The sequence below is a fragment of the Lewinella sp. JB7 genome (assembly GCF_024297185.1).
Lineage (GTDB): Bacteria > Bacteroidota > Bacteroidia > Chitinophagales > Saprospiraceae > Neolewinella.
Genome location: NZ_JANCTD010000008.1, coordinates 19,510 through 39,790, shown reverse-complemented (window position 1 = coordinate 39,790; position 20,281 = coordinate 19,510). Strand labels below are relative to the sequence as shown.

14 protein-coding genes are annotated in these 20,281 nt (G+C 59.9%); 7 read left to right on the top strand and 7 right to left on the bottom strand.

Annotated features, from left to right (window positions below; all coding sequences use genetic code 11):
- The first annotated feature begins 43 nt into the window (after positions 1-43).
- On the top strand, positions 44-3,181 hold the full coding sequence (locus NMA52_RS14380; RefSeq protein ID WP_254828391.1) for a tetratricopeptide repeat protein: 3,138 nt from the start codon (positions 44-46) through the stop codon (positions 3,179-3,181).
- On the top strand, positions 3,181-4,821 hold the full coding sequence (locus NMA52_RS14375; protein ID WP_254828390.1) for a hypothetical protein: 1,641 nt from the start codon (positions 3,181-3,183) through the stop codon (positions 4,819-4,821). Before NMA52_RS14380 ends, NMA52_RS14375 begins: the two co-directional genes overlap by 1 nt.
- A gap of 4 nt (positions 4,822-4,825) precedes the next feature.
- Here the strand turns inward: NMA52_RS14375 and NMA52_RS14370 are convergent, their stop codons facing one another.
- The 5 genes from NMA52_RS14370 to NMA52_RS14350 form a co-directional block, all read right to left on the bottom strand.
- Positions 4,826-5,404 carry a GNAT family N-acetyltransferase gene (locus NMA52_RS14370; RefSeq protein WP_254828389.1) on the bottom strand — a complete coding sequence of 193 codons (579 nt, stop codon included), beginning with the start codon at positions 5,402-5,404 and terminating at the stop codon, positions 4,826-4,828.
- A gap of 47 nt (positions 5,405-5,451) precedes the next feature.
- Entirely contained in the window at positions 5,452-6,003 is a 552-nt protein-coding gene (locus NMA52_RS14365; RefSeq protein ID WP_254828388.1) for a nitroreductase, read from the bottom strand.
- 115 nt (positions 6,004-6,118) lie between these two features.
- Positions 6,119-7,594 carry a RagB/SusD family nutrient uptake outer membrane protein gene (locus NMA52_RS14360; RefSeq protein WP_254828387.1) on the bottom strand — a complete coding sequence of 492 codons (1,476 nt, stop codon included), beginning with the start codon at positions 7,592-7,594 and terminating at the stop codon, positions 6,119-6,121.
- A 13-nt stretch (positions 7,595-7,607) separates the two neighbouring features.
- A complete protein-coding gene (locus NMA52_RS14355) occupies positions 7,608-10,748 on the bottom strand; it encodes a SusC/RagA family TonB-linked outer membrane protein (RefSeq protein ID WP_254828386.1) in 3,141 nt (1,046 codons plus the stop codon).
- A gap of 371 nt (positions 10,749-11,119) precedes the next feature.
- Complete coding sequence (locus tag NMA52_RS14350) at positions 11,120-12,508, bottom strand: NupC/NupG family nucleoside CNT transporter (protein ID WP_254828385.1); 1,389 nt, start codon at positions 12,506-12,508, stop codon at positions 11,120-11,122.
- A 96-nt stretch (positions 12,509-12,604) separates the two neighbouring features.
- Here NMA52_RS14350 and NMA52_RS14345 point away from each other — a divergent pair, with 96 nt between their 5' ends.
- Positions 12,605-13,228, top strand: a complete 624-nt coding sequence (locus NMA52_RS14345; protein WP_254828384.1) for a uridine kinase — start codon at positions 12,605-12,607, stop codon at positions 13,226-13,228.
- Positions 13,229-13,256: 28 nt separating this feature from the next.
- Here the strand turns inward: NMA52_RS14345 and NMA52_RS14340 are convergent, their stop codons facing one another.
- Together NMA52_RS14340 and NMA52_RS14335 are read right to left on the bottom strand one after the other, a co-directional pair.
- On the bottom strand, positions 13,257-13,955 hold the full coding sequence (locus NMA52_RS14340) for a dienelactone hydrolase family protein (protein WP_254828383.1): 699 nt from the start codon (positions 13,953-13,955) through the stop codon (positions 13,257-13,259).
- Between the two features lie 22 nt (positions 13,956-13,977).
- A complete protein-coding gene (locus tag NMA52_RS14335; protein ID WP_254828382.1) occupies positions 13,978-14,382 on the bottom strand; it encodes a VOC family protein in 405 nt (134 codons plus the stop codon).
- A 109-nt stretch (positions 14,383-14,491) separates the two neighbouring features.
- On the opposite strand from NMA52_RS14335, the gene rpmI reads away from it, so the two are divergent.
- The 4 genes from rpmI (at position 14,492) to NMA52_RS14315 (ending at position 20,268) form a co-directional block, all read left to right on the top strand.
- Positions 14,492-14,686 carry a 50S ribosomal protein L35 gene (gene rpmI, locus NMA52_RS14330; RefSeq protein WP_254828381.1) on the top strand — a complete coding sequence of 65 codons (195 nt, stop codon included), beginning with the start codon at positions 14,492-14,494 and terminating at the stop codon, positions 14,684-14,686.
- 67 nt (positions 14,687-14,753) lie between these two features.
- Positions 14,754-15,101, top strand: coding sequence for a 50S ribosomal protein L20 (gene rplT / locus NMA52_RS14325; protein WP_254828380.1), 348 nt, complete (start codon positions 14,754-14,756; stop codon positions 15,099-15,101).
- Positions 15,102-15,242: 141 nt separating this feature from the next.
- Positions 15,243-16,448 carry a serine hydrolase gene (locus tag NMA52_RS14320; protein ID WP_254828379.1) on the top strand — a complete coding sequence of 402 codons (1,206 nt, stop codon included), beginning with the start codon at positions 15,243-15,245 and terminating at the stop codon, positions 16,446-16,448.
- 133 nt (positions 16,449-16,581) lie between these two features.
- Positions 16,582-20,268, top strand: coding sequence for a T9SS type A sorting domain-containing protein (locus NMA52_RS14315; RefSeq protein WP_254828378.1), 3,687 nt, complete (start codon positions 16,582-16,584; stop codon positions 20,266-20,268).
- Positions 20,269-20,281 lie beyond the last annotated feature (13 nt).

Genomic DNA, 20,281 nt, shown 5'->3' with positions numbered 1-20,281 from the left:
CTGTAACGTTTACCCTATCTTGCCGCCCCTTATCGCAGTCACTATGATCTTCAAACGCTTTCTACTACCGAGCCTGCTCATCGTCCTGTTCGCCGCCGAACTCGAAGCCCAGGCGACCACGGTATACACCGAGGCCTGGAGAACCTTCAAACAAGCGGAGGACCACCGCCAAAAGAACCTGCTCGACAAGGCCCAGCGGGAGTACGAGGAAGTTGCGACCATGCTGCTGCCCGTACACCAGCCCGAGGCGGAACTCTTGCGCATCCAGTCGGAACTCAACGTCGCTAAACTTGCCGTCCGGTTGGGCAAGAGCGATGGAGAGAAGTTGATCCTCGACTTCGTACGCCGGTACCAGCCCGACCCCATCGCGAATACGGCCCTGCTGGAGATCGCTAAATATTACTTCGATCAGAATCAACTGGACAAAGCCGTGGAGTACTACCTGATGGTACCCCGGGATATGATGAGTGCCGACGAACGGTCCGAGGTCAATTTTCGGTTGGGCTACGCCTACTTCGTACAGAAGGAATTCGAGGAAGCTAAGAAGTACTTTCAGTTCAGTCGCAGCACGCCCGGTGAGTTCTACTATCCTACCAATTACTACCTCGGCATCATTCAGTTCTTCGAGGGCAACTACGACGTGGCCGCCGAACAGTTCCGCATTGCCGAAAAGGCTCCGGAGTACGCCCCCTATATCCCCTACTATCTCGCGCAGATCTACTTTGCGCAGCGGCGCTACGACGAGCTCGTGAGTTACGTCGCACCCCGCCTCGAGTCGGGCGGCAACCGGCTGAAAAACAGCCGCGAGATGGAACAGCTGCTCGGGCAAGCCTACTTCGAACGCGGAGACTACGCGCTGGCCCGTCCCCTACTCGAAAGTTACGCTAAGGGCAATCGCAAGTTGCGCGAGGAGGAACTCTTTCAACTCGCCTTTACCCAGTACCAGACCCAGGATTACGAACAGGCCGCAACGTCCTTTCGGGAAGTATCGGGGCAGAATACCGCCGTGGGGCAGAGCGCAAATTTCTATCTCGGCGATATCGCCCTGCGGCAGGGCGACGGCGTAGGTGCCCGTACGGCTTTCGCCGCGGCGGGCCGCCAGACCTTCGATCCCGAGCTAAGGGAAGAAGCGCTCTTCAACTACGCCAAGCTTAGCTACGAACTGGGATTTCCCGCGGATGCCGTGACGGCGATCGACCAAATTCCCGTCGACTCCAAGTTTCACGCGCAGGGACAACAACTCCTGGGTGATGTATTCACTACCACCCAGGACTACCAGCGTGCCCTGGAGATACTGGAAAGAATGCCCAACCGGTCACCCCAACTCGACGAAGCCTACCAGCGAGCCTCCTTCCTGCGCGGTCTCGAACTTCTCGGACAGGGGGAGCTCGTCCAGTCGAAAGCCCTGCTGGAAAAAAGCCTGCAACGACCCGTCAACGCCTCCTACCGGGCGCAGGCTACCTACTGGCTGGCGGACTTAGCGAACCGCCAGGGTGATTACGCAAGCTCGATCAATCTGACCAATCAGTTCCTGACTTTGGCCAAATCGACCGACGGCCTGCCCCCCCAGTCCTCGATCTATACGGGTAATTACCTGCAGGGATATAACTACCTCAAACAGGATAACTACGCGGCCGCCCTCAACTACTTCACCGCAACGGTAGAGGGGATCGAGCGCAACCTGCCCTACATCACCGACACCGACGTCCGGGAACGGGTGCTGGGTGATGCCATGCTGCGGGCCGGCGATGCCTACTTTACGCGCAACCAGTACGACCTGGCCGCGCGCTTCTATGACAACGCCATTCAGCGGCGGACCATCGGTTTCGTTTATGCACTATACCAGAAGGCGCTCATCGAAGGCCTGCGGGGACGAAATGCCGATAAGGTGCTCGCCCTGGAGCAGCTGGTACAGAACTACCCCAACAGCCAGTTCGCCGATGATGCCCTTTACCAGCTGGCCCTGACCTACCAGGAGCTGAACCGCCCCCAGCAGGCACTGGAGCCGTTGCGCAAGATCATCAGCCAGTACAAGGTCAACTCCCCGTTGGTCAATCAGAGTCTGCTCCAACTCGGGCTCATCAGCTACAACCTCGGGAACAGCGAGGCCGCCATCAATTATTACAAACAGGTGTTCGCCTCCAATCCCTCTCCCGGGGAAACGGTCCGTGCGCGGGAGGCGCTGCGCGAGATCTACGTCGACGACATGGGGCGCGCCGATCTCTTCTTTCAGTTCTTCGAGACGCTGCCCGGACAGGAGATCGCCACCGACGCGCGCGACAGCATCAGCTTCCGCGCGGCCGTGAGCCAGTACGAAAACGGCAATTACGAGCGGGCGGTAAATGCCCTGACCGAGTATCTGCGGCAGTACCCCCAGAGTCCCAATACCCTGCCGGGCGTGTTCTACCGGGGAGACAGTTACGTTGCCCTGCGGCGGTACAACGAGGCACTGCCGGATTACGAGGCCGTGATCAATGCCGGTCCGAGCCGGTTCTACCTGCCGGCGCTGAAGAAGGCCAGCCTGATCGCCTACAACAGCATTAAGGACTTCCAGCGTTCCTACCGGCTCTACACCCTGCTGGAAGCAGCCGCGGACAATGAAACCGTACGCTTCGATGCCCAGGTAGGAGCCCTGCAGTCCGCCTACCGTCTCAACGACACCCGGGCTACGGAAGACTACGCCGCCAAGGTGGCCAACAACTCCAACGCCACCGCCGCCCAACGGACCATTGCGAATTTCTACCTCGGCAAGATCGCCTACGACCGCAAGGATTACGTACGGGCGGTCCCCTACTTCGACCAGGTGATCGCGAACAGCGATGACGAGCGCACGGCCGAGGCGCGCTACCTGCGGGCCAGTTCGGTATACCAACAGGGAAGCCTCGACCGGGCACAACAGCTTTCGCTGGAGGCCAATCGGGAAAGCTCCGGCTATCCTTACTGGGTGGCCAAAACGGTAATTTTGCTTTCCGACGTTCTGCGGGACAAGAAAGACCTGTATAATTCCCGGGCGGCCCTGGAAGCACTGCTGGAAAATTATTCCGAAGATCAGGCCATCGTCGCCGAAGCACGACAGAAACTTGCGCGCGTGGAAGCGGAAATTGCCGCCGGTAGCCGCCTGAACACTCAGCCTAACAATCCCAACCGTCTCGAACTCGACAACGGAGGTAACAACAACTAATGCACATGCTTCGCCCCTTCATCCTTGGCTGCACTCTGCTGGCCACCCTCACCGCATACGGCCAGGGTAACCTGGAAGACAACAGCGTTACCGTCGTTACCAATTTCGAGGCCCGACTCACCGATGCCGAGCGCGTCAATGTCAATCCGGTGCCCCCACCCCCCGACACCAGCACCCGCCGGCAGACGTACACCATCCTGCCCCGCCCACTGGAAATCGAGTATCCGGCCCCGACGATCCGCCCCCGGGCCATTACGCGGGAGGAACAACCGCCCATTAAACGCGGATACGCTCAACTCGGGGTCGGTGTTCCGAATGCTTTCTACGGTGACGTCAGCTACGACCTTACGGGACAGGAAAACCTCGATTTGGGTTTTTACGGAAAGCACTACAGCTTCAACAACGACAAAAAGATAGAAAACCAGAAAGCCAGCGACACTAAATTGGGAGTCGAGGGCAATTACCTCTTCGAGCAAGGATTCGCCGTGCGGGGTGGGCTGAGCTACGATACCCGCAGTCGGTACTACTACGGTTACAACTTCCCCGAACTGGAACGTGACTCCAACCTCACCTTCACCGACGACGAGGTCCGTCAACGCTTTAACACCTTCTCGCTGCACACGGAAATCTACAACGGCACCCGTACGGAGGGAGATTTTGACTACCGGGCGGGGCTAAGCCTGTACCTCATGGACGCCAGTCCTTCGGTGCGGGAAACCGGATTCGATATCGATGTCGCGGCGACGAAGTGGATCAACGGTACCAATCCGCTCGACGTCGAACTGAGCGCTGACTTTACCGCCTTTAAGGATACAAGCTCCCAAAACCTGAACGTCGTCAGCCTCAGTCCCAGCTACACGGTCGTGATCAACGATGCCATCAAGCTGAAGGCCGGGGTGCGCCTGACGAGTCAGGAGGATGATTTCGACATTTTTCCCAATTTCCGGGCGTCGGCGGTTCTCGTGGACGGGCTCATCAACGCCTTCGCCGGGATAGAAGGGAACGTACAGAAAAATACCCTGCGCTCCCTCGCGGAGTATAATCCCTGGATCAACACCCGGTTGCGGGTGCGCAACTCCGAAGCGACCCGCTACTTCGGAGGCGTAGAGGGAACCTTCCGGGGAATCGCTTACCGGGCGGAAGCCGGATACAAGTACCTCGACAATCTGGCCCTGTTTACTACCCGCCGGGACGCCACCGGCATCCCTAAATTCGACGTGATCTACGACGACGGCAGCCAGATTTACCTACAGGGCACCGCTACCCTCCCCCTGGTGGAAAATCTCGACCTCAACGCTACGGTCACGCAACGCTTTTACAGCATGGAAGACGAGGAGAAGCCCTGGCACCTTCCCAGCCTAAGCCTCAATGCCGCCGGCATTTACACGCTGACCAACCTTCCGTTACAATTGCGCGCCGATTTCTTCGTGGAGAACGGACTACCCTACCAGACGGCGGAGGGGGGTACCGACCACCTCAATGCGCTGCTCGACCTCAGCCTCAATGCGGAATACACGATCAACGATACTTTCGGCGCCTGGGTGCGGGTGAACAACCTACTGAACAACAAACGCGAGCGTTTCTTCCAGTATCCCACCATCGGCACCAACTTCATGATCGGGGCCTCGGCTTCGTTCTAGCGACCTATTCTCCGTAGGCCTCGCGAACCAGACCGAACCGCATTAAATCCACGAGAACGCCACTCGGCATCCGGTATTCCGAGCGCAGGTCACCTTCCCGGCTGAACCCGACCCGCCGGGCTAGCCGCTGGCTGGCGTAGTTGTCGATTAAGGTCTTGATGATCAGTTTGTCGAGCTCGAGTTGTAAGAAGGAAAACCGAACCACGCGGGCGAGCACCTCCGTCATGATGCCCTGTCGGATCAGGCTACGGTCGATGAAGTACCCCATTTCCCCGGAAGGTATGCTCCAGTCCAGGTTGAACACCTGGATGAAACCGACGAGTTCCGTGGAGTCGTTGAGCCAGATGCCCATCGCGTACCGTCGTTGCAGCAACCATTCGGCGATACACTCCCGCACGAACACCTCGGCTTCTATTTTGGATTGCCCGGCCTCGGCGATCAGGTGGGGAAAGTGATCGAGCAGGTAGTCGCGGTTGCCGTCCAGCAGGCGATAGAACGCGCTGCCGTCGTTCTCCCGAAATCGCCGCACGACGCAACGCTGAGTAAGTAAGGCGGTGTCGATGTCAAACAGCTGATGGCGCATGGCGTGAGGGTTAAGGGTGGAGAGGGCGGGATGTTCGTTGCCGGAAGCTAATCGATCCAGGTAACCTTCTCCCGCCAGTCTCCCCGCGGCCGGGGCAGGTCGGGAGCGTCCGGGCGACCGAGGTAGAACATGCCCAGGCAACGCTCGTTCGCGGCGCTTCCGGGCCATTCCCCGTAGTCGCCGCACACGAAACCCGGACTACTCCAGTAACCTCCCAAACCGTACGAATCGAGACTGAGCCATAAATTTTCCACGGCCGCGGCCACGGCGGCAATCTCCTCCCATTCCGGTACGCTTTTCCGGGGATCGCGGTGAAGGAAGATCAGCAGTACGGCCGCCGACTGATCGATCTTCGTGCCGAATTTGTGGGTGATCGTCGGTGCGTCTTCCCGGTCCGGCCCGTAAACCTGGAGAAGTTCGTCTTTTAATCGCTCCTTTCCGTTACCCCGGTAGACCCGGAACCGCCACGGCTCCGTTTTGCGGTGACTGGGGGCCAGATTAGCCGCCTGAATGAGTTCCTCCAGGACATCCTGGGGAACCGAGGCCTGGGTGAAAAACTGGGGAAAAATGGATCGTCGGTTAGTAACGGCGGGAAGCATAGGATAAGGGTTGAGGAGCGGCCTTCGGTATTCGTCGGCGGAAGATGCACAAAAAAACCGGGCAGTCCATACGCGATGAACTGCCCGGCTTCCGCTAGGGTCCGGTATCGGCAACCTAGTTCTGCGAAATATTTGGGTTGGCGTCGAGCTCGTCCTGGGGAATGAGCCACACCCAACGGGGATCGTCGGCGGGTACCTGCATCAGCCCGTTCAGCAGGGTAGCATCGTGGTTGCCCCCCGTACGGTCCAGCGGTAGGTTCAGGCGCTTCAGATCGAAGAAGCGGAACCCTTCGCCCCACAATTCCCACCGGCGCTGCAGCAGGATTTCGTCGATGAGCGCCTGCCCGGTGTTCGTCGACAGGGTGTACGCCGGATCGCGGTTCACGGCCAGCGGCAGCAGGGCTTCCGCTCCTCCGGCCCCGAGCCGGGCCTTGGCTTCCGCCTCGATCAGGTACATCTCGGCCATCCGCATGTAGGGGACGTCGCCGCGGCTGTCACCGGTACCGAAGGCCAGGAATTTCTGGCTGGTGTAGGGGAAGCGCGAGTGGCGGGAGCTGATCTCGTAGCCGGCCGGTAGGTTCTCGTGCTCACCGGATACGCTGAAGATCGTCGAGCGAACATCCGTTTCCGGAATCTGGTCGTAGAGGACACTGAAGATCGACTTCGGATTCCCCCGGATATTGGAGGAGCTGAAGTTGCGCGACATCCAGGCTCCGAAGTTCGTAAATAGCGACCCCTGCTCCTCATTATAGTACCCTCCCCACATCCACTCATCATTGGTGTAGTCGTTGAAGCCGCTGCGGTACTCCTCGTTGTCCATCAGGCTAAACCCTTCGCGGGCCTGCACGGCGAAGTCCGCCGCCGTCTCCCAGTTACCCTGGACCAGGGCCACGCGGGCCTTCAGCCCCTGGGCTACTTGCTGATTGATGTGGGATGCATTCGGCCGGCTGTAGCCTTCCAGCAGACTGATAGCCTGATCAAGATCGGAGTTGATCTGTGCGTACACTTCCTCAACGCTGCTGCGGGGCAAGCCTTCGGTGGTGGGGGTGAGTACGACGGGGATGCCGGGCTGGGTATTTCCACCGCCCGCCCGGTAACGCTCGGCGTGCCGCTGTACCAGGAAGAAGTGGGCGAACGCGCGGTAAGCCAGCGCCTGTCCGAGGGCGGCGTCCCGCTGCGCTTCCGGCCCCACGGCTTCTTCGGCACCGGCGATCACGATGTTGGCGTTATTGACGACCTTATACATGACCCGCCATCCGTGGCGAAGATCGGAGTCGGTAGCGTTGGTGTGGTCGTTCCAGCTGGCCATGTTGATCCACCAACCGTTAGCACGGGCGTTCATCACGAGGTCTTCCCCGAGGGCGTCATTCTGAATCAGCATGGCGGAGTAGCCACCCCGTCCGTTCGACCCCTGACGCTCGTACAGCAGGCGGTGAATACCGTTGATGACGAGGAAAAGGTTGTCAGTAGAGGCCGTGGCCGAGCTGGCGGACACCCCCGTCGTGGGCGTCTCCTCCAGGAAATCTTTATCGCAGGCCGTCAACGCCAGCAACAGGACCAGCGGGAGGGCAAATAGCTTGATATAGTTCATGTTGTTGGTTGATTTAGAAGGAAGCGTTTACTCCGAAGGTGATGGTGCGCGAGGGGGTAAAACGGTTCTGGGTGGTGCCGTTGAAGTTCTGGTTCACGTCCATGCCCCGGCGGGCGGTGTCGAGGAACAGATTCTCTCCGTTGGCAAAGACCCGCAGGGAGGACATGCCGATGCGGTTGAGGAGGTCTCCGGGCAGATCGTAGGAAATATTGGCCTGCCGGAGGGCCAGGTAGTCGGAATCCACCAGGAAGCGGCTCGACCCGGCGTTGAAGTTGTTAGCCTGGGAGGCATCCATCCGGGGCACGTTGGTTACGTCACCGGGCTGCTGCCAGCGATTGAGGATATCGGTACTGAGGGCGGAGCCGAAGTTGTTGTTATCCAGCAGGTTCGCGTAATTAGTGTCGTACGTCTGTCCGCCGATCTGGTAAGTAAACAGGAAACCGAAGCGTAAATTTCCGATCCGGAACTTGTTCGTAAAACTTCCGAACAGGTCAGGAATGGCCGTGCCCACGAAGGCGAAAGCCGCGTTGTTCACATTGGTCGTTACCAGTTCTCCGTCGACCGTGCGCACGTCGTCGCCACTCTGCTCCGCGTCGGCGTCCAGGGCGTAGAGCGCCGCTCCGTCGGCGGGGTCCACGCCGCGGTAGTCACGCAGCCAATAGTCGTAGATCGATCCGCCGACCACGAGTTTCTTGCTGCCGTTGATGATCTCTTCCTGCGGCAGTTCGGTGAACTCGTTGTGGATCGTCGATCCGTTCACGTCCAGCGTCCAGTTGAACGTCGGTGTATTGATGATGCTGGCCGAGAGGCTTACCTCGACACCGCGGTTGTACATGGAGCCGATGTTGGCGTTCACGGCGTCGTTGCCGGTAGACAGGGGCAGCGGCACCTCGAAGAGTAGGTTGTCGGTCACCCGGTTGTAGTACTCGACCGTACCCGACAGGCGGTAATCAAACAGGCCGAATTCGATGGCTACGTCGCTCTGCGCGTTGGTTTCCCACTCCAGGGTCGGGGAGCCGAGCGATCCCACCAGGATGCCGGGTTCCGAGGCGTTGTTGAAGCCCAGGTTGAAGAGTGCCTGACTGGCGTAGAAACTCAGGGCGCCGTTGTCGAGATTCGAGTCGTTGCCGACTTCGCCGTACGATGCCCGCAGTTTAAGCAGATCGACCCAGGCGACGTTCTCCACGAACGATTCCTGATCGAGACGCCAGGCGGCACCGACGGAATAGAAATTACCCCACCGCACGCTTTCGTCGAAGCGCGAGGAGCCGTCCGCCCGGAAGGAGGTCGAGATGAAGTACTTGTTGTCGAAATCGTACTCGGCCCGGGCCAGGTAGCCTTCCGTGGTGTACCGGCGGGTAAACGATTCCAGATCCGATGTCGTGGTGAAGTTGATGAGTTCGGTATTGCCGGTAGCGATGAGGCCGGTCCGGAAACCGCTGAGGTAGTTGAACTCGTACTCAAAGCTCTCGTGACCGGCCAGCAGGCTGATGCTGTGGGCCCCGAAGACCTTGCTGTAGTTGAGCAGTTGGTTGTAGCTGATGGACGAGGTAACCGAGTTGATGCGAAAGGCGCGGCCGTCGGGAGCGGCGTCGCCCACGATGGGGTTACCGAAGATTTCGTTGTTGAAGCTCTGGCGGTCGAGACCGGCGTTGAGGGTGAACTTAAAATCCTGCAGGAAGTAAAAGTCCACGAAAGCCCGGGCACCCAGGGTGTTCCGGTTTTCCTCGTCGATGTTCAGGATGGTTTCCTGTACGACGTTCCGCCCGTTGGTGTTCCCCACGCGGTCGTCGCCCAGGTTGAAAATGCGTTCACCCGTATCGTCCAGTACGTATTCTCCGGTCACCGGATCGTGCTCGTAGAGCGGGTAGATAGGCGCGATATTCCGGGTAGAGAAGAAGGGGTTGACGAAGCTGGTGCTTCCCCCGTCGGCCGCCTGATTGGTGGTCGAGGTCGCCAGGTTTGCGTTAAGGCCCGTTTTGATCCATTTTCGCGGTTGGGTGGCAACGTTCATCCGCCCCGAAACGCGGCTGAAGTCGGCACCCAGGATCCAGCCGGTATCGTCGATGTACCCCAGCGAGGTGAAGTACGAGGTAGTTTCGGTCCCCCCCTGGTAGGAGATGTTCGCCTCCGTGCGGTTGCCGAGACGAGTAAGGGCATCCTGCCAGTCCAGATCGTCGCCGTACAGTAACTGGGCGTTGGGGTTGATCTGTCCGTTAGTACCGACGACCATGCTGTCGGCTACGTTGAAGGGATTTACCCCGAGTTCACCGACGATCTCCCGGGAAGCCCGCTGGTTGGCTTCTTCCCGCGACAGACCGCCCGTGGATTCCAGACTATTGCGCAGCCCCTCCCACTGAATCTCGTAGTACTGACTGGGATTGAGCCGGTCATACTCCGGAATTGCCCGGCCGCTGAATCCCTGGCTCACGTTCACGTTGAACCGCGACTGTCCGGACTTACCGCTCTTCGTAGTGATCAGGATGACCCCGTTGGCGGCCTTGGCGCCGTAGAGAGCCGTAGAGGAGGCGTCCTTAAGTACGGTCAAACTCTCGATGTCGTTGGGGTTGATGCTGTTGAGGCTTCCGGAAAAGATGATGCCGTCCACGACATACAAGGGATCCGAAGACGCGTTCACGGAACCGAAACCGCGCACCCGCACCGGCGAACTGGCGCCCGGCTGGCCGCTTCCCGGCGAATACTGAATACCCGGAGCGCCCTCGATGGCGGAGGTGATGTTGGTCACCGCCCGGCCTTCCAACGCTTCGGAGTTGATCTGCGTAGCCGATCCCGTAAAGGACCCCTGCTTGGAGGCACCGCCGTAAGCCGTCACGATCACCTGTTCCAGTGCGATGCTTGAAGCCCCCAGCTCCACGTCGACCGTAGTTTGGGTGCCTACGGGTATCCGCAGCGTTTCCATACCGGTGTAGGAAAATACGAGGACATCGTCCGCATTTGCCGTAACGGTATAATTTCCGTCCAGATCGGTTACGGTCCCGGCCGTGGTGCCCTCGACCTGTACCGTCACGCCGATGAGGGGTTCACCCCCGTCCGCATCGATCACCGTGCCGCTGATTGTCTGGGCGCTTACGCCCATCCCCAACAGGAGAACGGGCAGCAGCAGCGCCGCTCGGTAAATTGATTGAAGTTTCATAGTTGGTGCTATGGTTAGAAATAGTGAGTAAAAAACGGGAGAAGCAACCGCCGGCTATACAGAGCCCGGGGTCCGGAGCGTGGTAGGTCTCACTCCGCATAAAGTGTTGAATATACCACCCTCCATCCTTTATTGTGAAGATATTTACCGGATTGTTTGAACACGATTCCACCTAATAAATTGATTATTAGCTCCGTATATCAGACAATATTTTCCCCGACAACGAAGTGCCGTCACCCACATCGTCATCCCCCGCCCGCCGGTGGCTGCTCAACTCCTCCGGCTTAGTTTATTCGGACCAACACGCATTCGGTATTTCCTCGTTGGTGCACCCTTGCCCGTCGTGCTACGCCGGCACGATCGTCCCGTGATCAGTAGAACATTCCCGCCACCGTACCCGTCATCAGGCAGGCAACCGTTCCGCCGAGAAGAGAGATGAGTCCGAGTTCGGTAAGATTCTTGCGTTGGCCCGGCGCGATGGCGCTGATACCCCCCACCTGAATACCGATACTGGCAAAGTTGGCGAACCCACACAGCGCGTAGGCCGCGATCAGTACGCTTTTCGGACTGAGGGTTCCGCCCGCGGCCTGTACCGTGCGGAAGGTATCGTAGGCCACGAATTCATTGATGACGGTCTTCAGTCCGAGCAACTGACCGACCACGGTGATGTCCTGTAGCGGTACGCCGATGATCCAGGCCACCGGCGCGAAGATCAGTGCCAGCAGGTAGGTGAAACTGAAGCCCTCGAACCGTCCGTCGGTGGCGGCGGCAATGGCTGCGTTCCAGTCGGAGTCGGTAAGCCCCAGTCGTACAGCCAGGTCGTTAATCATCTCGGTGCCCCCCACGAAGAAGACGTTGAGCATATAGATCAGGGCGGTGAACACCAGCAGCATAGCCCCTACGTTGATGGCCAGACGCAATCCGTCACCGGTTCCCCGGCTGATGGCGTCCAGTAGATTATTACTGTCGTCAGCCGCCATCTCCAGTCGCTGGTCCCGTTCCGGTTGCTTCGCGGCGTGGGGATTCTCCACCGGCCCGCCGGTCGCCACGGCCAGTTCGACGCGATCCTCCGGAAGCAGCATTTTAGCGCATACAATGGCCGCCGGAGCCGATATGATGCTCGCCGTGAGCAGGTGCCGCGCAAAGAACTGCTGACTGGCTTCGTCCACCCCTCCCAGGAATCCGATGTAGGAAACGAATACGCTACCCGCGATCGTCGCCATACCTCCGACCATCACGCAGAGCAATTCTGAGCGGGTCATTCCCTCCAGGTAAGGCTTCACGACCAGGGGGGCCTCCGTCTGACCGATGAACACGTTAGCTGCCGCGGCCAAGCTCTCCGGCCCGCTCAGGCCCATCCCCTTACTCAGCAACCAGGCCAGGCCGAAAACGACCTTTTGCAGAATACCCAGGTAGTACAGAATAGCCGACAGGGCCGAAAAGAATACGATGGTCGGCAGTACCTGAAAGGCAAAAATATACCCAAAACTGTCTAAATCGTTCACGATGCTGCCAAACAGGAACTGGGACCCCGCCGCGGTGAATTCCAGCGTCTTGCGGAAGCCCGCCGCGATGTAATCAAACACGGTGCTCACGCCGTTGACCTTCAGGATCAGCACCGCCAGTACGAACTGCATGGATATCCCTATGCCTACGAGTTTCCAATCGATCGCACGACGGTCGGCACTGAATACATAACAAACCGCCAACATGGCGCTCATGCCCAGCGCGGTTCGAAAAAGATCGTATAGGAAATCCATGGCTTTGATTGGGTAGGCCGCAAGGTAGGTATATCCAATCATCCCCCCATCCACTCCTCCTCTCATCCACATATCCTCCCTACCTTCGCCCCCCGTATGGCAAAACCCTTCCTCATCGGCATCACGGGCGGCAGTGGCTCCGGTAAGACCACCTTCATTCGGCAGCTTCGGGCGGGCCTCCCCGCGGAGAAAGTGTGTCTGCTGAGCATGGACGACTACTACGTGCCCCGCGAGAAACAGGAAAAAGACGACAGCGGCGTGCATAACTTCGATCGCCCCGCCTCGATCTACCGTAAACAGTTCGTCCGCGACCTGAAGCGGCTGCTGGACGGACAAACGGTGCAACGGGAGGAGTACGTTTTTAATAATGAACTGGCCACCCCACGCATGCTCACCTTCGAACCGGCACCGGTGATTATCGTGGAGGGGCTCTTCGTATTCCACTACAAGGAACTCCGCAAGCTGCTCGACCTGAAGCTCTTTCTTCACGCCAAGGACAACCTTAAGGTGGTGCGCCGCATCAAACGCGACCGGGTGGAACGCAATTATCCGCTCGACGATGTCCTCTACCGCTACGAACACCACGTCCTGCCCGCCTACGAAAAGTACGTGCAGCCCCATATGGAGCGGGCCGACATCATCGTCAACAATAATACCGACTTCAACATGGGACTGGCCGTCGTGCGGGCCTTCGTGGAAAAGAAAATCGGCGCGGAATAAGGAGCGGCGGCGCGCGGGAGCAACGAAGTCACTGTCGCCGTTGGGCCAGCATCCACGCGTAAAGCTCGGGGTCGTCGTAGGCCGGATCCCAGGCATTATGCCCCACCCCCTCGTACAGCGTCAGCTTAGGTTTCGGAGTCATCTGCTTGCGCTGCAAATTCTCGATCATATCCACGGATTCACTCGGGTGAATCAATTCGTCCTCCGTACCGTGGTGCACCCAGATCGGCAGATCATCCGGAATCCACGTATCGTAGGAATGCGCCACCGCTCCGCAGACGGGAACCAGGGCGGCAAACCGCTGCGGTGTGTGCATGGCCAGCGTCCAGGCGGCGAAGCCGCCCCGGCTCAGTCCGGTGAGGTAGACCCGGTTGGTGTCCACCCGGTTCGCGGCCATGAAGTCGTCGAGTAGGTAGCCCAATCCGACGTTATCCCAGAATCCACGCTCGAATCGATTCTGGGGAGCCAGCAGGATGAAGGGAAATTCCGTTCCGGCGGCAATCCGTTTCGGCGGACCGTGACGTTTGACCTTCTCCAGATCGCGGCCGCCCTCCCCTCCCCCGTGCAGGAAAAGCACGAGTGGATAATCCTGGGTGGAGGTATCGTAGCCCGCCGGATAGTAAACCAGGTAGTGCATGGAATCCCTTCCCAGATCGATGCTGCCGCGATTAAACTGGGCGTGGAGGGAAAACGTGCAAACCGTAAGCAGGAGTAAGATCAGCTTCATACCCGCAAGATAGGTGATCGGGCTAGGCCGTGCCGACCGGCCGCTGGATCAGATCCCAGAGGTTACCGTAGAGATCAGCGAAGACGGCCACCGTCCCGTAGTCCTCCACCGACTTTTCCCGGACAATGGTCACGTCGTACTTCAGCAACCGCTGGTAGTCGCGCTCGAAGTCGTCCGTTTCCAGAAACAGAAACACCCGGCCGCCGGTCTGATTCCCGACCGCCGCTAGCTCCGCTTCGTTCTTCGCCCTGGCCAACAGGATGGCCGCCCCGGCCGCCGTACCCCGCGGCCGTACCCGCACCCACCGCTTTTCGGGGGTGAGTTCGGTGTCTTCCAGCAATTCGAATCCGAGGATATCGACGTAGAAGGCAATGGCGGTATCGTAGTCGTCCACCACCAGGGCGAACTGGGCAATGCGTTGCTTCATCGGGGCAAGGTAGGACATGCGGCACGGACAAGTGGAAATGCTCCCTTCCCGAATTGTAAATTGTAAATTAATGTCCTACCTTTGCGCTCCATTTGTAAAAAACGGTGCCATGCCTAAGATGAAAACGCACAGCAGTGCAAAGAAGCGCTTCAAGATTACCGGTACCGGTAAGGTGAAGCGTTTCCAGGCTTACACATCGCACATGATGCGCAACAAGTCCAAGAAAGCCAAACTCCGTCTGCGCGACGGCGCCCTGGTTTCCGAGGCCGACGAGAAGCGCATCAAGCGCCTTTTGTGTAAGTAATTTTTTAACGAGAGTACGGGCCCAAAGTACCACTACCGGTCTCCGTGCTGTACTAAAACCAAGTATTATGCCACGTTCAGTTAATGCGGTTGCCAGCCGCGCGCGCCGCAAACGCATCCTCAAAGCCGCCAAGGGTTACTTCGGCGCCCGCTCCAAAGTCTACACCGTAGCCAAAAACGCCGTCGATAAGGGCCTCAATTACGCCTACCGCGACCGCCGCAACAAAAAGCGCGTGTTCCGCCGGTTGTGGATCGCCCGTATCAACGCCGCCGCCCGCCAGAACGGCACCACCTACAGCCGTCTCATGCACGGCCTGAGCACCGCCGGCGTTGGTCTTAACCGTAAGGTCCTGGCCGATCTGGCCATGCACCACCCCGCTGCCTTCACCGCCGTCGTGAACAGCGTAAACAAGTAACCGGACGCGAGCCACGGCCCCCGGTTTCCGCAAGCCCCGCCGATCAATGATCGGCGGGGCTTCGTTTTTTGGGGACCTCTCCAGGGAGGTGTATGCTATATTTAGCAAAATTTACCCTTCCCCCCATAAATCGATGCTTCCATGCGCCCCTACCTGTCCGGCTTGCTCCTCCTGCTCTTCATTGCTCCCGCGTCCGCGCAACAAACGGCTACGGCAGGGCTCTCGGAAGCAGGCCTGGAACGGTACGGCGACTGGATACGGGAGGAAATCGAAGCCGGGCGGATCCCGATGGCCGAAGCTCTGATCTACCGTAACGGCGAAATCGGCTACCACCAAGTAATGGGTCAGGCGGACCTGAACACCGGCGCGCAGCTGGACAAGGATCGGATCTTTCACCTTATGTCCATGACCAAACCGATCGTAAGCGTAGCCTTCATGATGCTGTACGAGGAGGGCCATTTTCAACTCAACGATAAGGTGTCCCGGTACCTGCCGGAATTCAAAGAACTGCGCGTGGCCCGCAACGACAGTTCGGGCGTCGCGGTCGCCACCGACCCGGCGGAAAGCGAAATCACCATCGAGCAAGTGCTCTCTCACACCGCCGGCTTTTCCCACGGGCTCAGCGGCACGAAACTCGATAACGAGATCGCCGGGGCCCTCTACTTCCGGCCCCAGGCGGATATTGCGGCCCGCGTCACTACCCTGGCCGGACTGCCCCTCGTCGCCCAGCCGGGCACGAAGTGGTACTACAGCGCTTCCCCGGATATCCTGTCGCGCCTCATCGAAGTGTTTTCGGGCATGACGACCGCGGATTTCCTGCAGGAGCGTCTTTTCGATCCCCTGGGTATGGAGGATACGGGCTACAATATTCCCGCTCAGAATACCGCGCGCCTGGTCACCAATCACGAATTCAACGACGATAAGCTCAGCGTCGCGAGGATGCAGCTGCCCAGTAGCGGCAACGCGATCTACGGAGGCACCCACGGCCTGTACTCCACCGCCCGCGATTACCTCCAATTCTGCCGCATGCTTCTCAACGAGGGAGAGCTGGACGGACGTCGCTACCTGAGCCGGAAAACAGTAGAAATGATGACCGCCAATCACGTCGGCGACCTGATCGGCAACGGCTGGGGCTTCGGACTCGGTTTCGGCGTGGTCACCGACGTAGCGGCCACCAACGTGCTGGGCTCGGAGGGACAGTACTACTGGAGCGGGGCCTATTGCACGTACTTTTTCGTCGACCCTAAAGAGAACCTGATTTCTATCCTGCTGTCCCAGCGCTCCCCCTATTCGGGTCATCATTCGGATATGATGCGGCAGATGGTATACCAGGCGATCGGGGACTAGCGACGTGCGGCGCATAGCGCGTGGGTGAGATTTTCGTCCGGCGCATCGCAGCATTTGGTTGTGATGGATTATATTGAATGGCGTAATTGCTTTCGGACCTGACCTCCCACTAGAACAACCACGCTATCCCGCTATGGTACATCCCGCTCCGTGGAAAACGCATCCGGTTTTCCTCTCCCTCCTGTGCACCATCCTCTTCCTGGCCCCTTCCCCGCCCGGCTCCGCCCAGAGTAACGGAGCGTGGACACAGGTGGAGACCACCGGCGTCAATCCGGAGGCCCGCCACGAGTCAGCCTTCGTACGGGTAGGAAACCTTTTCTACCTCGTCGGTGGCCGGGGGCAGCGGACCATCCAGGTGTTCGATCCCGCAAGCGGTAGCTGGAGTAATACCGGCACCCGTCTGAATAACATCCACCACGTGCAGGCACGTGCGTACGACGGCAAAATCTACCTGGTCGGCGCGCTTACGGGCGGGTTCCCGAATGAGGATCCGCTGGCGAACGTTCTCATTTACGACCCGCAAACGGATCAATTACAAACCGGGTCCACCATACCACCCGCCCGCCGCAGGGGATCCAGCGGCGTCGTCGTGTACAACGATGTGTTCTACCTCGTCGCCGGCAACCGGAACGGGCACAGCGCCTATATGGACGACGGCGTGACGGTTGCCAACGTCGGTTGGACGGACAAGTACGATCCGGCCACCGACCAGTGGACTACCCTGCCGGACGCGCCCCACGCCCGCGACCATTTCTTCGCCGAAGTGATCGGAGATAAGATCTACGTAGCCGGGGGACGCCGCTCCAAATACGGCACCCCCGCCGGTACGTTCTCCGAAACGGAAACGGCCGTGGATGTATTCGACCTGACCACCGAGCAATGGCTCGCCGAAAATGAGCTGCCCGACGATCTGCCGACCGCACGCGCCGGAGCCCCCACCGCGGTGATCAACAACGAACTCCTGGTCCTGGGCGGTGAAATCGACGACAACCCACCCGCTAATCTCGCCCTTCCGCATACGGAAATCCTCAATCCGACGACCGGAAAGTGGCGACGCGACGCCGACCTGGTTCTCGGGCGCCACGGCACCCAGGCGCTCGTACACGACAATGCCGTCTACGTTGCCGGCGGCTCCAAAACCCGGGGGGGCACGGAGATCACCGCCGCGGAGACGTTCCTCGAAGTATTCCGCTACGGGGGCGACGGCCCGACGAGCTACGATCGCTGGACGACCATCGGCACCTCCGGCGTAGCCCGTTCGGAAACCGGGGTGGTCGAATACGCCGGGGAGTTCTACGTCTTTACCGGATTTGCCCCCCACATCAAGATGGCTAACGTGGTACAGAAGTATAATCCGGCCACTAACGTCTGGACGAACCTGCAGCCCATGCCTACCCACGACGGGAAGCCTACCGCGGTCACCCATCACGGGATCGCGTTGGTCGACGACCAGGTCTGGGTCGTGGGCGGCCGACTGGGGGACCATCCGGGACCGGTCACCGATGCCGTATGGATCTACGATATTTCGGAGGACCGTTGGTCCCCGGGCCCACCACTGCCGGCCCGGCGGGGCGGGGGCGGATTGGGCCGCATCGGGAACAAGCTGCACTACATCGGCGGATTCGACGAGAACGCCAGCTGTGACGTAGACCTACACCTCGTCTACGACCTGGATGACGCGGCCGCCGGCTGGCAGGACCGTACCGCCACCTCCCCCATGCCCCTGGCCCGTAACCACTATGGCGCAGTGGTGCTCGGCGGGAAATTTTACGCCGTAGGCGGACAGGACGGGCACGACGGTTGCGGGGGCGGCGTGGACCAGAAGTACCTCCACGTATACGATCCATTCACCGATAAGTGGACCCGCCTGGCGGATATGCCCGGCATACAGTCGCACACCGAACCGAGCACCTTTGCCTACGACGGCAAAATCCTGCTGGTCGGAGGATCCCACAGCGGCGGCAAGGGCGTATGGGAATATGATCCACTTGCCAACAAATGGACCGTGCTCGACGATATGCAACTTCCCGTCCCCCTGCTGGCCCCCGTCGCCCGGGTGTACGACGCAAAACTGTTCGTACTCAACGGCGGATCGCCGAATACGGGGAGCCCGGTAAGTGACACCCGGGTCAAGGACTTCAAGCCGGTCACGAAGCCCGCTCTTGCCTTCCACCCCACCACCCTTGACCTAGACCTCGCCTCCGGAACCTCGCGCACCGTTGAAGTCGTTCTGGCCGACCTGAGTGGATTGCAGGGGACGGCCTTTCGCATTCCGGTCGATGACCTGCCCGCCTGGATGAGCATCGACCGCACCGCGGGGTATGCCCGCGAATCCTTCACCGAGATCGCGCTTACGGTCGAAACCAGCGGATTGAGCGACGGAGCCTATTCCCACACGCTACGGGCGCTCGCGAGCGGATACACGACGGCAACCCTCACCGTGAACCTGCGTGTGGGAGACGGTGGTCCGCCCCCGCCGCCCCCACCGCCGCCGCCGCCGCCGCCCGGGACCGACAAGGATTTCTGGCTAGAGGCCGAGTGCGGAACGATCGGCGGCAACTGGGATACGGTGTCCGACAGCCGCGCGGAAGGTGGGTCGTACGTCACCGTAAAAGCAGGGCTTAATGCCTACGCAAGTTCTCCGGGAGATAATCCCCTTAACCGCGTATCCTACCGGGTGAACGTCGCGGAAGCCGGGCCGCACCACCTGTGGGCCCGCGTCAGTGCCCCCTCCGGGGCGGACGATTCCTTCTGGGTGCGGATAAACGGGGGTAGCTGGATCAAGTGGTGGAATGGTCTCCAAACCGGCGGAGGATTCGACTGGCGAGAAGTGCTCGGAAGTCCCTTCTTTCTTTCCGCGGGGGAAGTCACCATTGACTTTGCCTACCGCGAGGACGGAACCCTGCTCGATAAGCTGTTGCTTACCGGCCAGGACACCCGCCCCGCCGGGTCGGGCGGCATCGTCCAAAACTGTGGCACGCCGCCTCCTCCTCCACCTCCACCACCGGCAGAGGATACGAACGGCCACTGGGCGGAAGCCGAATGTACTCCTACCGGAAGCCGGTGGCAGATCCGCTCATCCCCCCAGACATCGCGCGGACTCTTCGTCTCCTTTCCCGGCAGCCAGAACCACCCCGCCCCTACCACGCCGCAGAGCGGGGATCTGCTTACGTTCCCGGTGACACTCCAAGACGGCGGCTCCTACGCGCTCTATTTCCGTCTCAATACCCCCTCCCCCGGCGCCGCGGGCAAGAATTCCTTCTGGGTGCGGGTAGACGGGGGACCGTGGATCAAGTTCTGGCGCGACGCTCAGGGTAAGGAGCTCCTGACCAGTGGATTCGAGTGGCGGCAGGTCGCTGACGACGGGCGGGCGGTCAGTCTGTCCCTGGCGGCAGGCAACCACACGATCGAGGTAGCACCCCGGGAAGCGGGAACCGAACTCGATAAAGTGTATCTGGGACCTACGACCGCCCCGCCGACCGGCCTGGGGGAACCCGCCACGAACTGTGGTGCATCCGCACCGGCCACGCAAATCCTTAGCGGCGGTCCACCGGTCCGTTCTATGGGTACCAGGCCTACCCTGTTTCCGAACCCGGTCGCCGACCGCCTAACGCTGCAGTGGCCGGGTGCCGAACGGATCGAGGAAGTGCAGGTGCTCGACGCTTACGGGCGCGTGCTCATACGGCGGTCCGTAACCCAAACCGGCTCCCTTCCGCTACGGGCATCGGTTGACGTCGGGGCGCTACCCTCCGGAACGTACTACATCCGTACCGTCACCACCGCCGGCGATACACCGGTTCGACCGTTCATTAAGCGGTAGGAAGGGGGTGGCC

What these genes read in the sequence shown, in the direction of transcription:
- NMA52_RS14360 (WP_254828387.1), bottom strand. Translation starts at nt 7,594, where the DNA reads ATGAACTATATCAAGCTATTTGCCCTCCCGCTGGTCCTGTTGCTGGCG.
- NMA52_RS14345 (WP_254828384.1), top strand. Translation starts at nt 12,605, where the DNA reads ATGGCAAAACCCTTCCTCATCGGCATCACGGGCGGCAGTGGCTCCGGT.
- NMA52_RS14350 (WP_254828385.1), bottom strand. Translation starts at nt 12,508, where the DNA reads ATGGATTTCCTATACGATCTTTTTCGAACCGCGCTGGGCATGAGCGCC.
- NMA52_RS14375 (WP_254828390.1), top strand. Translation starts at nt 3,181, where the DNA reads ATGCACATGCTTCGCCCCTTCATCCTTGGCTGCACTCTGCTGGCCACC.
- NMA52_RS14380 (WP_254828391.1), top strand. Translation starts at nt 44, where the DNA reads ATGATCTTCAAACGCTTTCTACTACCGAGCCTGCTCATCGTCCTGTTC.
- NMA52_RS14355 (WP_254828386.1), bottom strand. Translation starts at nt 10,748, where the DNA reads ATGAAACTTCAATCAATTTACCGAGCGGCGCTGCTGCTGCCCGTTCTC.
- NMA52_RS14315 (WP_254828378.1), top strand. Translation starts at nt 16,582, where the DNA reads ATGGTACATCCCGCTCCGTGGAAAACGCATCCGGTTTTCCTCTCCCTC.
- NMA52_RS14365 (WP_254828388.1), bottom strand. Translation starts at nt 6,003, where the DNA reads ATGCTTCCCGCCGTTACTAACCGACGATCCATTTTTCCCCAGTTTTTC.
- NMA52_RS14340 (WP_254828383.1), bottom strand. Translation starts at nt 13,955, where the DNA reads ATGAAGCTGATCTTACTCCTGCTTACGGTTTGCACGTTTTCCCTCCAC.
- NMA52_RS14370 (WP_254828389.1), bottom strand. Translation starts at nt 5,404, where the DNA reads ATGCGCCATCAGCTGTTTGACATCGACACCGCCTTACTTACTCAGCGT.
- rplT (WP_254828380.1), top strand. Translation starts at nt 14,754, where the DNA reads ATGCCACGTTCAGTTAATGCGGTTGCCAGCCGCGCGCGCCGCAAACGC.
- NMA52_RS14335 (WP_254828382.1), bottom strand. Translation starts at nt 14,382, where the DNA reads ATGAAGCAACGCATTGCCCAGTTCGCCCTGGTGGTGGACGACTACGAT.
- rpmI (WP_254828381.1), top strand. Translation starts at nt 14,492, where the DNA reads ATGCCTAAGATGAAAACGCACAGCAGTGCAAAGAAGCGCTTCAAGATT.
- NMA52_RS14320 (WP_254828379.1), top strand. Translation starts at nt 15,243, where the DNA reads ATGCGCCCCTACCTGTCCGGCTTGCTCCTCCTGCTCTTCATTGCTCCC.